Origin of the sequence: Rhizobium sp. TRM95796 (assembly GCF_025779995.1) — a bacterium.
In the GTDB taxonomy this organism is placed as follows: Bacteria; Pseudomonadota; Alphaproteobacteria; order Rhizobiales; family Rhizobiaceae; genus Rhizobium_E.
Genome location: NZ_JAOXHE010000010.1, coordinates 76,526 through 91,147 on the forward strand (window position 1 = coordinate 76,526; position 14,622 = coordinate 91,147).

13 protein-coding genes are annotated in these 14,622 nt (G+C 62.8%); 9 read left to right on the plus strand and 4 right to left on the minus strand.

Annotation, left to right across the window (positions count from 1 at the left end; genetic code table 11):
* The first annotated feature begins 78 nt into the window (after positions 1–78).
* The 8 genes from OCK01_RS20205 to OCK01_RS20240 all read left to right on the plus strand — a co-directional run bounded on the left by OCK01_RS20205 (position 79) and on the right by OCK01_RS20240 (position 8,027).
* The gene (locus OCK01_RS20205) at positions 79–951 is read left to right on the plus strand and encodes a carbohydrate ABC transporter permease (protein ID WP_182829860.1); all 873 of its coding nucleotides are present in this window, start codon (positions 79–81) and stop codon (positions 949–951) included.
* Between the two features lie 10 nt (positions 952–961).
* Positions 962–1,786 carry a carbohydrate ABC transporter permease gene (locus tag OCK01_RS20210; protein WP_182829859.1) on the plus strand — a complete coding sequence of 275 codons (825 nt, stop codon included), beginning with the start codon at positions 962–964 and terminating at the stop codon, positions 1,784–1,786.
* 21 nt (positions 1,787–1,807) lie between these two features.
* Positions 1,808–2,809, plus strand: a complete 1,002-nt coding sequence (locus OCK01_RS20215) for an ABC transporter ATP-binding protein (protein ID WP_263825504.1) — start codon at positions 1,808–1,810, stop codon at positions 2,807–2,809.
* Positions 2,806–3,579, plus strand: coding sequence for an L-iditol 2-dehydrogenase (locus OCK01_RS20220; protein WP_263825505.1), 774 nt, complete (start codon positions 2,806–2,808; stop codon positions 3,577–3,579). The genes OCK01_RS20215 and OCK01_RS20220 overlap by 4 nt, the downstream gene beginning before the upstream one ends.
* A 31-nt stretch (positions 3,580–3,610) precedes the next feature.
* Positions 3,611–5,092 (plus strand): mannitol dehydrogenase family protein, encoded by a 1,482-nt coding sequence (locus tag OCK01_RS20225; RefSeq protein ID WP_263825506.1) that lies wholly within the window; start codon positions 3,611–3,613, stop codon positions 5,090–5,092.
* Complete coding sequence (locus OCK01_RS20230) at positions 5,089–5,805, plus strand: HAD family hydrolase (RefSeq protein WP_263825507.1); 717 nt, start codon at positions 5,089–5,091, stop codon at positions 5,803–5,805. Before OCK01_RS20225 ends, OCK01_RS20230 begins: the two co-directional genes overlap by 4 nt.
* Complete coding sequence (locus tag OCK01_RS20235) at positions 5,798–7,372, plus strand: FGGY-family carbohydrate kinase (protein WP_263825508.1); 1,575 nt, start codon at positions 5,798–5,800, stop codon at positions 7,370–7,372. Before OCK01_RS20230 ends, OCK01_RS20235 begins: the two co-directional genes overlap by 8 nt.
* 205 nt (positions 7,373–7,577) lie before the next feature.
* Positions 7,578–8,027, plus strand: a complete 450-nt coding sequence (locus tag OCK01_RS20240) for an NUDIX hydrolase (protein WP_263825509.1) — start codon at positions 7,578–7,580, stop codon at positions 8,025–8,027.
* Positions 8,028–8,111: 84 nt separating this feature from the next.
* Here OCK01_RS20240 and OCK01_RS20245 read toward each other — a convergent pair whose 3' ends face one another.
* The 4 genes from OCK01_RS20245 to hutI are packed head-to-tail and all read right to left on the minus strand — an operon-like array spanning position 8,112 to position 13,137.
* Positions 8,112–8,660, minus strand: a complete 549-nt coding sequence (locus OCK01_RS20245; protein ID WP_263825510.1) for a HutD family protein — start codon at positions 8,658–8,660, stop codon at positions 8,112–8,114.
* Positions 8,660–10,336, minus strand: a complete 1,677-nt coding sequence (gene hutU, locus OCK01_RS20250) for a urocanate hydratase (RefSeq protein WP_263825511.1) — start codon at positions 10,334–10,336, stop codon at positions 8,660–8,662. The genes OCK01_RS20245 and hutU overlap by 1 nt, the downstream gene beginning before the upstream one ends.
* 30 nt (positions 10,337–10,366) lie before the next feature.
* Positions 10,367–11,902: a histidine ammonia-lyase gene (gene hutH, locus OCK01_RS20255; protein ID WP_263825512.1), complete on the minus strand. Its 1,536-nt coding sequence runs from the start codon at positions 11,900–11,902 to the stop codon at positions 10,367–10,369.
* Positions 11,899–13,137: an imidazolonepropionase gene (hutI, locus tag OCK01_RS20260; RefSeq protein ID WP_263825513.1), complete on the minus strand. Its 1,239-nt coding sequence runs from the start codon at positions 13,135–13,137 to the stop codon at positions 11,899–11,901. Before hutI ends, hutH begins: the two co-directional genes overlap by 4 nt.
* Positions 13,138–13,249: 112 nt before the next feature.
* Between hutI and OCK01_RS20265 the strand changes: the two genes are divergently transcribed.
* Complete coding sequence (locus OCK01_RS20265; protein ID WP_263825514.1) at positions 13,250–14,596, plus strand: formimidoylglutamate deiminase; 1,347 nt, start codon at positions 13,250–13,252, stop codon at positions 14,594–14,596.
* Positions 14,597–14,622: the final 26 nt, after the last annotated feature.

Below are 14,622 nucleotides of genomic sequence, written 5' to 3' on the forward strand. Positions count from 1 at the left end.
TCAAAGAATCATTCCGCGCCCAAGCGCGACATCTATTGTCTCGACAATTCACCATACCGCTGCGCAGGGGAGGAAACGATGGCGACGCAACAGACGAGAACGCTCGCGCGCGCAATGATGGCTCCATCAGTGGGGCTGCTGTTGATCTGGATGATTGTGCCACTGGCGATGACGCTGTGGTTCTCGTTCCAGAACTACAATCTGTTGAACCCGGGCAATGTGAGTTTTGCCGGATTGTTCAACTATCGCTTCTTCTATACCGATCCCGCCTTCTTCCAGTCGATCTACAACACGCTGGTGCTGGTCGGCGGCGTCCTGTTGATCACGGTGATCGGCGGCGTGCTCATCGCCCTGCTACTCGACCAGGACATGTGGGGCCAGGGCTTCGTCCGCATCATGGTCATATCGCCCTTCTTCGTCATGCCGCCGGTCGCGGCGCTGGTGTGGAAGAACATGATCATGCATCCCGGCTACGGCGTTCTCGCCGACATCAACCGCGCGCTCGGCTTTCAGCCTGTCGACTGGTTCGCCCAGTATCCGCTGTTTTCCATCATCGTCATCGTCGCCTGGCAGTGGCTGCCTTTCTCGACGCTCATTCTCCTGACCGCACTGCAGTCGCTCGACGGCGAGCAGAAGGAAGCCGCCGAAATGGACGGCGCCGGCATCTGGAGCCGCTTCATCTATCTGGTCGTGCCGCATCTTTCGCGCGCCATCACCGTCGTCATTCTCATCCAGACGATCTTCCTGCTCGGCGTCTATGCGGAAATTCTGGTCACCACGAATGGCGGCCCCGGCTACGCCTCCACCAATATCGCCTTCCTGATCTACCGCACCGCGCTGCTGGGCTATGACGTGGGCGGAGCATCCGCGGGCGGCATCATCGCCGTCATCCTCGCCAACATCGTCGCCTTCTTCCTGATGCGCGCCGTCGGCAAGAACCTGGACAAGTAAGGAGAGACCCATGGCCCGCGCCGTTTCGACCCGCCGCAAAGCCTTCTTCACCGTCGCCGCCTGGTCGGTCGCGTTGTTGATCTTCTTTCCCATCCTCTACACGCTGATCACTTCGATCAAGACGGAGAGCGAAGCGATCCAGGGCTTCAGCCTCATCCCCTCCGGGACTTTCGAAAACTATATCGAGGTCCAGACCCAACGGGATTATTTCAAGCCGTTCATGAATTCGGTGATCCTGTCGGTCGGGTCGACGATCCTGGCTCTGCTGGTGGCGGTTCCCGCCGCCTGGTCAATGGCCTTCGCGCCGACCAGCAAGACCAAGGACATCCTGATGTGGATGCTTTCCACCAAGATGATGCCGGCGGTCGCCGTGCTGGTGCCGATTTACCTGCTGTTTCGCGATTTCGGCCTGCTCGACAGCCGCATCGGCCTGACCATCATGCTGATGCTGATCAACCTGCCGATCGTCGTCTGGATGCTCTATACCTATTTTCGTGAAATCCCGGGCGAGATCCTCGAGGCCGCCCGCATGGACGGGGCGACGCTATGGGGTGAGATCGTGCATGTGCTGACGCCGATGGCGGTGCCGGGCATCGCCTCGACCATGCTGCTCAACATCATCCTGGCCTGGAACGAAAGCTTCTGGTCGATCCGACTGACCACCACCAACGCCGCGCCGCTGACCGCCTTCATCGCCTCGTTTTCCAGCCCGCAGGGCCTGTTCTGGGCGAAGCTCTCGGCGGCTTCGACCCTCGCCATCGCCCCCATCCTGATCATGGGATGGTTCTCGCAGAAGCAATTGGTGCGCGGCCTGACCTTCGGCGCGGTAAAATAAGAGACAAGGGGAGAAACAACGATGGGCACGATCCAACTCAAGAAGGTCAACAAGTCATTCGGCGCGACCACGGTCATTCCGAGCATCGATCTCTCCATCGAAAACGGCGAATTCGTCGTCTTCGTCGGCCCCTCGGGCTGCGGCAAGTCCACGCTTCTCCGGCTGATCGCCGGTCTCGAGGACACCAGTTCCGGCCATATCGAGATCGACGGAAAAGATGTCACCAAGACGCCGCCCGCCAAACGCGGGCTCGCCATGGTGTTCCAGTCTTACGCGCTCTACCCGCATATGAGCGTCTATAAGAACATCGCCTTCCCGCTGAAAATGGCGGGCATGGCGCCCGAAGCCATCGACAAGAAGGTCAAGGACGCCGCGCGCATTCTCAACCTCACCAACTATCTCGAGCGCCGGCCCGGCCAGCTTTCGGGCGGCCAGCGTCAGCGCGTCGCCATCGGCCGCGCCATCGTGCGCGAACCCTCGGCCTTCCTCTTCGACGAACCGCTCTCGAACCTCGACGCAGCGCTTCGCGGCTCGATGCGGCTGGAAATCTCCGAACTGCACCAGCAGCTCGGGGCCACCATGATCTATGTCACCCACGACCAGGTCGAGGCGATGACCATGGCCGACAAGATCGTCGTGCTGCAGGCCGGCAATATCGAGCAAGTCGGCTCGCCGATGGATCTCTACAACCGTCCCGACAATCTGTTCGTCGCCGGCTTCATCGGTTCGCCGCGCATGAATTTCGTCACCGGCGCAGCGGCCGCTCCGCATGGCGCGCATACGATCGGCATTCGCCCGGAACATGTCCGGCTGTCTTCGACCGAAGGTCTTTGGAAGGGCAAGGTCGGCGTCACCGAACATCTGGGCTCGGACACGTTCCTCCATATCCACACCGAAGAAGCCGGCAGCCTGACGGTTCGCGCCGATGGCGACACGACGTTCCGGCATGGTCATGAGGTGTATCTGACGCCGGACGACAAACGCATTCATCGCTTCAACGACAAGGGGATGGCCGTCCGATGAGCAGGCTTGACGGAAAATCGGCGCTGATCACCGGCTCCGCGCGCGGCATCGGCCGCGCCTTCGCCGAAGCCTATATCCGCGAAGGCGCGACGGTGGCGATCGCCGACATCAACCTCGAACGCGCGCAGCAGACGGCGTCGGAGCTCGGCGCTTCGGCCTACGCCGTCCGCATGGACGTCACCGACCAGACCTCGATCGACGCCGCGATCGCCGCGGTCGAAGAAAAGACCGGCGGCCTCGACATTCTCGTCAACAACGCCGCGCTCTTCGATCTCGCGCCGATCGTGGAAATCACCCGCCAGAGCTACGATACGCTGTTCTCGATCAATGTCGCAGGATCGCTGTTTACGATGCAGGCGGCGGCCAAATCGATGATCAAGCGCGGCAAAGGCGGCAAGATCATCAATATGGCCAGCCAGGCCGGCCGCCGAGGCGAAGCGCTGGTTGCGGTCTACTGCGCCACCAAGGCGGCAATCATCTCGCTCACACAGTCGGCCGGTCTCGACCTGATCAAATACGGCATCAACGTCAACGCCATCGCCCCCGGCGTGGTGGACGGCGAACATTGGGACGGCGTCGACGCCCTGTTCGCCAAGCATGAGAACCGCCCGCTGGGCGAGAAGAAGAAACTCGTCGGCGAAGCCGTGCCTTTCGGGCGCATGGGCCGCGCCGAGGACCTGACGGGCATGGCCGTGTTTCTCGCCTCTGCTGAGGCCGACTACATCGTCGCCCAAACCTACAACGTCGATGGCGGCAACTGGATGAGCTGAGGCTCCCAGACCCCAGGATCGGAGACTGCCCATGACCAAACTCTCGCTCGCCAATCTCGAAGCGCTGTCCGCCAAAGCCAGCGTTCCCCGCTACCGGCGCGACGATCTCTCGGCCGGCATCGTGCATTTCGGCGTGGGCAATTTCCATCGCGCTCATCTGGCCGTTTATCTGCATGAGTTGATGAACGAGGGCAAAGCCCATGATTTCGCCATCATCGGCGCGGGCGTCATGGCTTCCGACGCCAAGATGAAGGCGACTCTTCAAGCGCAGGATTATCTCACCACCGTCGTCGAGCAGGACGTCAACCGCTCGGCCGCCACCATCACCGGCCCGATGATCGACATCATCACGGCGCCCGACTTCGACCGCATCATCGACACGCTCGCCGATCCGAAGATCCGCATCGTGTCGATGACCATCACCGAAGGCGGCTATTTCATCGATCCCGCCACCGGCAAGTTCGACCCGGAGCATCCGGCGATCGTCGCCGACGCCGCCGATCCCGAGCATCCCAAGACCGTGTTCGGCCTGATCATCGCCGGACTGAAGGCCCGACGCGATGCAGGAAACGCGCCTTTCACGGTGATGTGCTGCGACAACATCCCTGGCAATGGCGAAGTGACCGAAGCGACCGTCACTGGCCTCGCCAAGCTTTCCGATCCGGATTTCGCCCACTGGATCCACGACAATGTCGCCTTCCCGAACTCCATGGTCGACCGTATCACGCCGGCGACGGGACAGCGCGAGATCGACATCGCCCGCGACTCCTATGGAATCGAAGACGGTTGGCCGGTATTCTGCGAAGAATTCAAGCAATGGGTCATGGAAGACAACTTCCCGCTTGGACGGCCGGCTTTCGAAGACGTCGGCGCGACCTTCGTGCCGGACGTCGCCCCTTATGAATTGATGAAGCTGCGCATTCTCAATGGCGGCCATGCGGCGATCGCCTACCCCGCCGCGCTCATGGATATTCATTTCGTTCATGAATCGATGGAGGACGAGCTGATCCGCGCTTTTCTCGCCAAGCTCGAGCATGACGAGATCATTCCGGTCGTTCCTCCGGTGCCGAACACCAGTCTCAACGACTATTTCGACCTGATCGAACGTCGCTTCGCCAATCCCAAGATCGGAGACACCATTCCGCGGCTCGCCCAGGACGGATCCAACCGTCAGCCGAAGTTCATCCTGCCATCCACCAGCGATCGCCTTGCCAAGGGCCTCGACGTCGTCGGTCTGGCGTTGGTGTCGGCGCTCTGGTGCCGGTATTTCGAAGGCGTCTCCGACAGCGGCAAAGCCATCGCGTTCAACGATGCGAACGCCGAGAGATTGCAGGCAGCCGCGCTTGCGTCACGCCAAGACCCGAAAGCCTTCCTTGCGCTCGGCGATATTTTCGGCGATGTGGGTGTGAACCCGCAATTCGTCGCCCGCTTCGGCCAGGCGCTCGCTAGTTTGCGGGACAGAGGCACGGCGGCGACTTTGCGCGCCTATCTTGACGGGACGCTTGGCGGGTGACGACACAGAACAACGGCGGCGATTGGCTCATCATCTTCGATTGCGACGGGGTGCTCGTCGACAGCGAGCCGATCGCGCTGGATGTGCTGCGCGCCATGCTGGCCGAGGAAGGCGTTGCGCTCGACGCCGACTCGATCTCCGATCGTTTCTTGGGGCGTAGTCTCTCCTCGATGACGGCGCTGATCCGGCAGGAATTCGGCGTCGCTCTGCCGGAAGATTTTCCCGACAGGATGCGGAAACGGCTGTTCGTTCGCTTCGAGCAGGAATTGCAGCCGATTCCGGATATGGCCGATACGCTCGACGATCTGGCCTCGGCCGGCTTCTTCTATTGCGTCGCCTCTTCGAGCCAGCCGGAGCGGATCGCCAAAAGCCTGGAAGTCACGGGGCTTCATAGCCGGTTCAGCCCCCGCATCTTCAGCGCCACCATGGTGTCTCGGGGTAAACCGGCGCCGGATCTTTTTCTGCACGCCGCCGCGCGGCTCGGCTTTTCCCCCGAACGCAGCATCGTGATCGAGGACAGTCCCGCCGGCGTTCAGGCGGCGCGGGCGGCCGGCATGACGGTCTTCGCCTTCTCCGGCGGATCGCATGCGAGCAGCGAGACCTATCATGCCGCCATCAAGGCTCTCGAACCCGACCAGCGATTTGACGCGATGGCCGATTTGCTGCAACTTGCCGAGCGGGTGAGGAGAGCGAAAGACGGCATTGATGGGTGAACATGTCATCGCGGTGGATGTGGGCACCGGCAGCGCGCGCGCTGGCGTGTTCGATATCGACGGACGGCAATTGGCGCGAGCCGTGACGCCCATCGGGCTTCACCGACCACAGCCGCTCCACTACGAGCAGAACAGCAACGAGATCTGGTCGGCGGTGTGCCGCTCTGTCCGCGAAGCGCGCCAAACCTCCGGTTTACCCGCCGACGCGATCGTGGCGATCGGCTTCGACGCGACCTGTTCGCTGGTCGCCCGCGACAAGGGCGGCTCGCCGATCTCGATTTCAGCCTCGGGTAAAGGATCATTCGACACGATGCTGTGGATGGATCATCGCGCCCGAACGGAATCGGACGAATGCTCGATCGCGGACAATCCCGTCGTCGCGCGCTTCGGCGGCCGTCTTTCCCCGGAAATGCAGGCCCCTAAACTGCTTTGGATGAAGCGACACCTACCCGAAGCCTGGGCGCGAGCCGGCAACATTTTCGATCTCTGCGATTATCTCACCTGGCGCGCCACCGGATCAACCGCGCGTTCGCACTCGCCGCTTGCCGCCAAGTGGGGCTACGAACCCGTCGCGCCCGGCGCCCGGCCCGATGATTTCTATGATCGCATCGGCCTGTCCGACCTGGCGGACAAGGCAGGAATTCCCGAAAGGTCGACGCCGCTCGGCCAGGTCGTCGCACCATTGAGCCAGGCGGCCGCCGACGACCTCCTTCTGAGTCCAGATTGCCTCGTCGCCCATGGCCTGATCGACGCCTATGCCGGGGCGATCGGGGCCTTCGTTTCCGAAGGCGGCGATTATGATCGAAAGGCCGCGCTGATCGCCGGGACGTCCAGTTGCGTGATCCGCTTCGATCGCATCGCAGAGACGAAGGTCGGTTGCTGGGGCGGATTTCACGATGTCGCCTTGCCGGATCTCTGGTTGATGGAAGCCGGCCAATCCGCGTCCGGTGCTCTGCTCGATCACCTGATCCGGCTTCACCCTGCCGGTCGAAGCGCCTCGCCGCCTTCCCCCATGACGTTGCTCGACGCCATCGCCGAACGGCTTGCGGTCGAAGGCCCGGCCTACGGCGCCCCTTTGACCGTTCTGCCTGATTTCCACGGCGCGCGCTCGCCTGTCACCGACCCGCACTTGACCGGTATCCTGGCGGGCTTGACGCTCGATGAAAGCTTCGACGGATTGTGCAAACTGTTCTGGCGGGCCTGCGTCGGTCTCGCCTGTTCGATACGCGACAGCCTGTCCAACATGCCGGGCGCCGGCGATATTGAAACCTTGCTGATGGCCGGCGGTTTCGCGAGCCATCCGCTGATCCCCGCGCTCTACGCCAATGTCACAGGCAGAACCGTCGTCACCGACACCACCCGGGATTCAGTATTGTTTGGTTGCGCTCTGCACGCATTACGTGCGTCCGGCCTGTCGCAGAAGGCCGCGGGGAAAGCGGTGTCCTTCAATCCGGGCAGACGCGCCGTGTCGCCCGATCCGGATGCGGCGCGTCTGCACGAGCGCGATTTTGCGGCCTATCAGATCATGAAACGTCATCAGGCGGAACTGACGGCGCTCTACGGCTGACCTCCACCTGCGACGCGTGGAAAAGCGAGTGCAAGCCTTGACTTGCCGCCGCATCGTATGACGTCGCCGATCTTCGCACCCATGCCGTTTCGTCGCAGCGAGCGAACGCCGTCCATCTCGAACCGAAGTTTTTTATTGCGAGAGGCGGCGTCATCGGGCTAAGTCTGCCTTGTCTAATTGCCTAGACATCCAGCGCAGGACCCGAGTGCAAAGCTATCTCTCCACCCTCGCCCCATGGACGCGCGAAATTCGCGCCGGCCGGCTCGTCGAACAGGCCGCGGCCCTCTGCCTGCGACGCGACGTCGACGGCGGGTCCGAGGTCCTGCTGGTGACCAGCCGCGATTCCAGGCGCTGGGTTCTGCCGAAGGGCGCGGTCGAAAAAAGGGAAAACACCGGCGAGGCCGCGGCCCGCGAGGCCTTCGAAGAAGCCGGCGTGTCCGGCGCGGTGCAAAACAAGCCGCTCGGCCGCTATATCTACGTCAAGCAGAAGGAAGGCGTAGTCTGCCTGGTCACCGTTCACTGCGTCTTTGTGGAAAAATGCGCGGAGTTCTTTTCCGAGACCGGGATGCGAATTGCGGAATGGACACCTCTTCTGGAAGCAGCCCGCCGCGTGCAGGAGCCGGAACTGAAGAGCCTGATCGCTTCGCTGGCTTGATCGCCAGGATCAACCGCTTGGCGGGAGGTTATCAGGCCTCTGGATCGACCGCCTCGGCGCCGACGTTCATCATCGCGCCGAAGCTCAGATTTCAGCCAGGGCAATCTCGATCTCGAGCAACGTCCCGTCGCCGTCCACACGCAAGGACTCGCCTTTCTCGAGGCGGACGACGTCCCATTGCGACAGTGGCTGACCCGCCGCTTCCACGTCGCCATGCAGAACGACGAGGAAGGTCAGCTCCGCCGCCTCCACGCCCCCCGCAGGGCGTTTCGAAACGCGGTGGACCGCGACGCCACGGCGCGTCATCACATTGAAGTCGGCTGTCGGTCCGCCACGATTTCGGCTGGATATCTCCAGGTCGCCGGAAAACGCGAATGGGTCGCCAGAAACATGAAGCTCAACGCTTTCTTCAGGCAAATCGAGCGTCATGCCGTCACCCGAAAGCAGCGTGATGGTGCGGTCTATGCCTGGAAAGACCGAAAAAGGTCCATCCTCCGCCACATGCGCGATCGAGAGCCGCCAGATGAACGCGTCGAGCCCTGCGCCGTCGGGAAAGGACGCGACCTCTTCGGTCACGCCCTTGCCGTTCTTCCACGGCATTTTGCGATAAGCGTCCCGCCGGAGGATGCGCATCAGTTGCCCAGAATGCCCGGCAGGCGCAGGCCCTTGTCGCGGGCACAATCGAGCGCGATGTCGTAGCCGGCGTCGGCGTGACGCATGACGCCGGTGGCCGGGTCGTTCCAGAGAACACGCTCCAGCCGGCGCGCCGCATCATCCGTGCCGTCGGCGCAGATGACCATGCCCGAATGCTGGGAATAACCCATGCCGACGCCGCCGCCGTGATGCAGCGACACCCAGGTCGCGCCAGACGCGCAATTGAGGAGCGCGTTGAGCAGCGGCCAGTCCGACACGGCGTCCGAGCCGTCCTTCATTGCTTCCGTCTCGCGATTGGGCGAGGCGACCGAGCCGGAATCGAGATGATCGCGGCCGATGACGACGGGCGCCTTGAGTTCGCCGTTGCGCACCATTTCGTTGAATGCGAGGCCGAGTTTGTGGCGATCGCCCAGGCCCACCCAGCAGATGCGCGCCGGCAGACCCTGGAAGGAAATGCGCTCACGCGCCATGTCCAGCCAGTTATGCAGATGCTTGTTGTCCGGCAGGAGTTCCTTGACCTTGGCGTCGGTCTTGAAGATGTCTTCCGGATCGCCCGACAGGGCCGCCCAGCGGAACGGGCCAATGCCGCGGCAAAACAGCGGACGGATATAGGCGGGCACGAAACCCGGGAAGGCGAAGGCGTTTTCGAGCCCTTCGTCCTTGGCGACCTGACGGATATTGTTGCCATAATCCAGCGTGGGCACGCCCATGTTCCAGAAATCGACCATGGCCTGGACATGCACCTTCATCGAGGCGCGCGCGGCCTTCTCGACGGCTTTGGGATCGCTCTCCTGCTTGGCGCGCCATTCGGCGACCGTCCAGCCTGATGGAAGATAGCCGTTGATCGGATCATGGGCGGAGGTCTGGTCGGTGACGATATCGGGGCGGACGCCGCGACGCACGAGTTCGGGGAAAATATCGGCGGCGTTGCCGATCAGGCCTACGGACTTGGCTTCACCCGCCTTGGTCCACTGGTCGATCAGCGCCAGAGCTTCATCAAGGGTGTGCGCCTTGGCGTCGAGATAACGGGTGCGAAGCCGGAAGTCGACGCGGGTCTCGTCGCATTCCACCGCCAGGCAGCAGGCGCCGGCCATGACGGCCGCCAGCGGCTGGGCGCCGCCCATGCCGCCGAGGCCGCCGGTGAGGATCCACTTGCCCGTCAGATTACCGTCGTAATGCTGGCGGCCCGCTTCCACGAAGGTTTCGTACGTGCCTTGGACGATGCCCTGAGTGCCGATATAGATCCACGAGCCCGCCGTCATCTGGCCATACATGGCCAGGCCGCGCTTATCGAGCTCGTTGAAATGATCCCAGGTCGCCCAATGCGGCACCAGATTTGAGTTGGCGATCAGCACGCGGGGCGCATCCTTATGCGTGCGGAACACACCCACGGGTTTGCCGGACTGCACCAGCAGCGTTTCGTCCTCGTTCAGATCCCGGAGCGTCGCGACGATCTTGTCGAAGTCGTCCCAGGTGCGGGCGGCACGGCCGATGCCGCCATAGACCACCAGATCATGCGGCCGTTCGGCGACGTCGGGGTCGAGATTGTTCATCAACATGCGCAGCGGCGCTTCTGTCATCCAGCTCTTGGCGGTCAGTTCAGTGCCGGTGGCGGCGCGGACGTCGCGGATATTGTGGCGGGGATTGGCGGTCATGTCTGTTCCCTCTGTTCGTGTTCTTGAAAATCAGCTTTCGAGCCGCGGCAACAGGCCGGGCGAGATGCTATCGGTGAGCCCGCCCTCGGCGATGAGCCGCGAAGCGGCGTCGAGATCGCCGGCCATGTAGCGGTCGACTTCGAGCGTCGGAACGACGGCGCGGACGGCGGCCATGGCTTTTTCGAGTTCGGGACTGGTGCGCAACGGCGCGCGGAATTCAACGCCCTGCACCGCCGTCAGCGCTTCGATCCCGATAATGGCGTTGAGATTGTCGGTCATTTGCAACAGGCGGCGCGCGCCATGGCAGGCCATCGACACGTGATCTTCCTGATTGGCCGAGGTCGGGGTGGAATCCACCGAAGCCGGATGCGACATCTGTTTGTTTTCGCTCATCAAAGCGGCCGAGGTCACTTCGGCGATCATCAGGCCGGAATTAAGACCCGGCTTCTTGGCGAGAAAGGCCGGCAGTCCATAGGAGAGCGCGGGATCGACGAGAAGCGCGATGCGCCGCTGGGCGATCGCGCCGATTTCGCAAATGGCGATGGCGATCTGGTCGGCGGCGAAAGCCACCGGCTCGGCATGGAAATTGCCGCCGGAGACGACCGAGTTGTCCGACAGCACGAGCGGATTGTCGGTGACGGCATTGGCTTCGATTTCGAGCGTGCGGGCCGCCATGCGCAGCAGATCGAGGCAGGCGCCATCGACCTGCGGCTGGCAGCGGATACAATAGGGATCCTGCACGCGCTCGTCGCCATCCAGATGGCTTTCGCGAATTTCGGATCCCGCCAGCAGCGAACGAAGCGCAGTCGCCGCATCGATCTGGCCCTTATGGCCGCGCAGCGTATGGATATCGGGATGGAACGGCGCCGACGAGCCCATGGCGGCGTCGGTCGACAGAGCGCCGGTGATCAACGCCGAACGCGCGGCGCGATGGGCGCGGAACAGTCCGGCCAGAGCGAGCGCCGTCGAGGTCTGCGTGCCGTTGATCAGCGCTAGTCCCTCTTTGGCGGAAAGCACCACCGGCTGAAGACCGGCGTTGGCCAAGGCGTCGGCGGCGGGCATCCGCTCGCCCTCAAAAAATGCTTCGCCTTCGCCGATCATCGCTGCGGCCATGTGCGCGAGCGGAGCGAGATCGCCGGAGGCGCCGACCGAGCCTTTTTCCGGGATGACCGGCGTCACGCCCTTTTCCAGCATGCCTTCGATCAGACGGACAAGCTCAAGGCGAACGCCGGAGGCGCCGCGGCCGAGCGAAATCAGTTTGAGCGCCATGATGAGGCGGACGATATTGTCTGCGAGCGGGGCGCCGACGCCGCAGCAATGCGACAGGATGAGATTGCGCTGCAGGGTGGCGAGATCGGCGTTGTCGATCTTGATCGAGGCGAGTTTGCCGAATCCGGTATTGACGCCGTAGACGGGCTCGTTGCCGGCGGCGATTTCTGCGATCCGCCGCGCGGCCTTGTCAATCCCCGCGTCGAAAGAGCGGTCGAGGCGCGCTGGTTCGGAGGACCAGAAAATCGTTTCGAGGTCATTGAGCGGCACGGAGCCGGGATGGAGCGTGATGGTCAAAGCGAGATCCTTTCGCCTTTGAAGACATGCAGATGCAGCGGATTGAAGCCGATGCGGTAGACGAGTTCCGCCAGACTCTCGACATTCCAGACGGCGAAGTCGGCCGATTTGCCGGCTTCGAGAGATCCGGTTTCAGCCGAGACGCCCAAAGCGCGGGCGGCGTTGCGGGTGGCGCCGAGAATGCACTCCTCCACCGTCAGGCCGAAGAGCGTCGCCGACATGTTCATGGTCAGAAGCAGCGAGGTCAGCGGCGAGGTGCCGGGATTGCAATCGGTGGCGATGGCGATCGGGACGCCGGCGGAACGAAGCGAAGCGACCGGCGGCTTGCGGGTTTCGTGAATGGCGTAAAAGGCGCCGGGAAGCAGCACCGCGACCGTGCCGGACGCCTTGAGCGCCGCGACGCCCTCATCATCGAGATATTCGATGTGATCGACGGAGAGAGCGCCATTAGAGGCCGCGAGCTTGGCCCCGCCGAGATTGGAGAGTTGCTCGGCATGCAGCTTGACCGGCAGTCCGAGCTCTCGCGCATGACAAAAGACGATCTCGATTTCGGCCACCGAGAAGGCGATGCCTTCGCAAAACCCGTCGACGGCGTCGACGAGACCTTCGGCTTTCGCCGCCGTCATGCCCGGAAGCACGACGTCGGCGATATAGTCGGCATTGCGGCCTTTATAGGCGGCCGGCGTGGCATGCGCGGCGAGATAGCTCGTCACCACGCGCACCGGTCTGATCTCACCGAGCCGGCGTGCGGCCCGGAGCATGTTGAGTTCGCCCTCGATCGTCAGGCCATAGCCCGATTTGACCTCGATCGTGGTGACGCCTTCGGCGATCAACGTGTCCACACGCGGCAGCGAGGCTTCGACCAGTTGGTCGACGTTCAGCGCATTGGTCTGGCTGACCGTGGAGACGATGCCGCCGCCGGCCCGGGCGATTTCCTCGTAGCTCGCGCCCGCCAGCCGCATTTCGAATTCCCGAGCGCGATTGCCGCCATGCACCACATGCGTATGGCAATCAATGAGACCCGGCGTGACCCAACGTCCCTCGAGATCCTGCACATCCATGCCGCGCTCAGCGCCGGTGGGAAGATCGCCCTCCACACCGACAAAGGCCACCCGGCCGTCGCGCACCAGTATCAAGCCGCTCTCGATGACGCCGAGACCTTCGGCGCCCGGCGCCATCGTGGCGATGCGGGCATTTCTGTAGAGCGCGTCGGGTCGCGAAAAAATCTGGTCCATGATCGATATTCCGCTTCAATCTTTATGATTCATGTATATACATAATAATTGACAGGCAAGAGAAATTTTCGAGCCGCCCGCCGACAGGCCAAGAGAACCGGAGAAAACGCCGATGACCCGACTTTACGCCAAAACCGCTCTCACCGCGTCCGGTTGGAAAAAAGACGTCCGGTTGACGCTTGCGGATGGGCGGATCACGACATTGGAGACCGGCGTCGCCGCGCTGCCGGGCGACGAGATCTCTGACGTGCTGCTGCCGGCTATGCCCAACCTCCACAGCCACGCCTTTCAGCGAGCGATGGCGGGTCTTGCGGAACTGCGCGGGCCGGGCGCCGACAATTTCTGGAGCTGGCGCAGCATCATGTACAAATTCGCGCTCACCATGACTCCTGAAGACATGGAGGCCGTGGCGGCGCAGCTCTATATGGAAATGCTCGAAGCCGGTTTTGGCCGCGTCGGCGAATTCCATTATGTCCATCACGACAGAGACGGCGCCCCCTATGGCGACATTGCCGAACTCTCCAACCGCATCATGGCGGCGTCAAGCGAGGCGGGCATCCATCTGACGCTGCTGCCGGTCTTCTATGCCCATTCCGGCTTCGGCGGACTTGAGCCTATCGACGGACAACGGCGTTTCATCAATTCGATCGAGAGCTATGCCAAACTCATGGACGCCTGCCGAACCGGACTTGCCGCTCTTTCGGGCGGGCGACTCGGAATCGCCCCGCACAGCCTTCGCGCCGCAACGCCTGACGAGCTGACCACGATCCTGCCTCTAGCCGAGGGCGGGCCCATCCACATCCACATCGCCGAACAGGTGAAAGAGGTTGAAGACTGCGTCGCCTGGTCTGGCGCAACTCCCGTCGAATGGCTGCTTCGCAACATGCCGGTCGATGACCGCTGGTGCCTGATCCACGCCACACACATGACCAAGACGGAAACGGCGGGAATGGCGCGGTCAGGCGCGGTCGCCGGCCTCTGCCCGATCACCGAAGCCAATCTCGGCGACGGCGTCTTCCCTGCTCCGCGTTTTCTCGACCAGGGCGGGGCGTTCGGGATCGGATCCGACTCGAACATTCTGATTTCCGTCGCGGAAGAACTCCGGACGCTCGAATATTCGCAGCGTCTTTCGCTCCGGGCCCGCAATGTTGTGGCGGCGCCCGGCGGCTCGACCGGCCGGAGGCTGTTCGATAGCGCGCTGTCGGGCGGATCCAAAGCGCTCGCTTCAAACGCCTCGCTTGCAATCGGGGAAACAGCCGACATCGTCAGCCTGGATCTATCCGAAGCGTCCCATCTCCAGGACGACCAGATCCTCGATCACTGGATCTTCGCAGGCCGCCTCAGCGTCGACAAGGTCTGGACCGCCGGCGTCAAGCGCGTCGAGGGCGGCCGCCATGTCCAGCGAGAGGCCATATCGACCCGGTTTCACAAAGCGATGGCGAGGCTTCTCGACGCCTGATCTTTTCGGCGAGCAAGGGGCAGTGT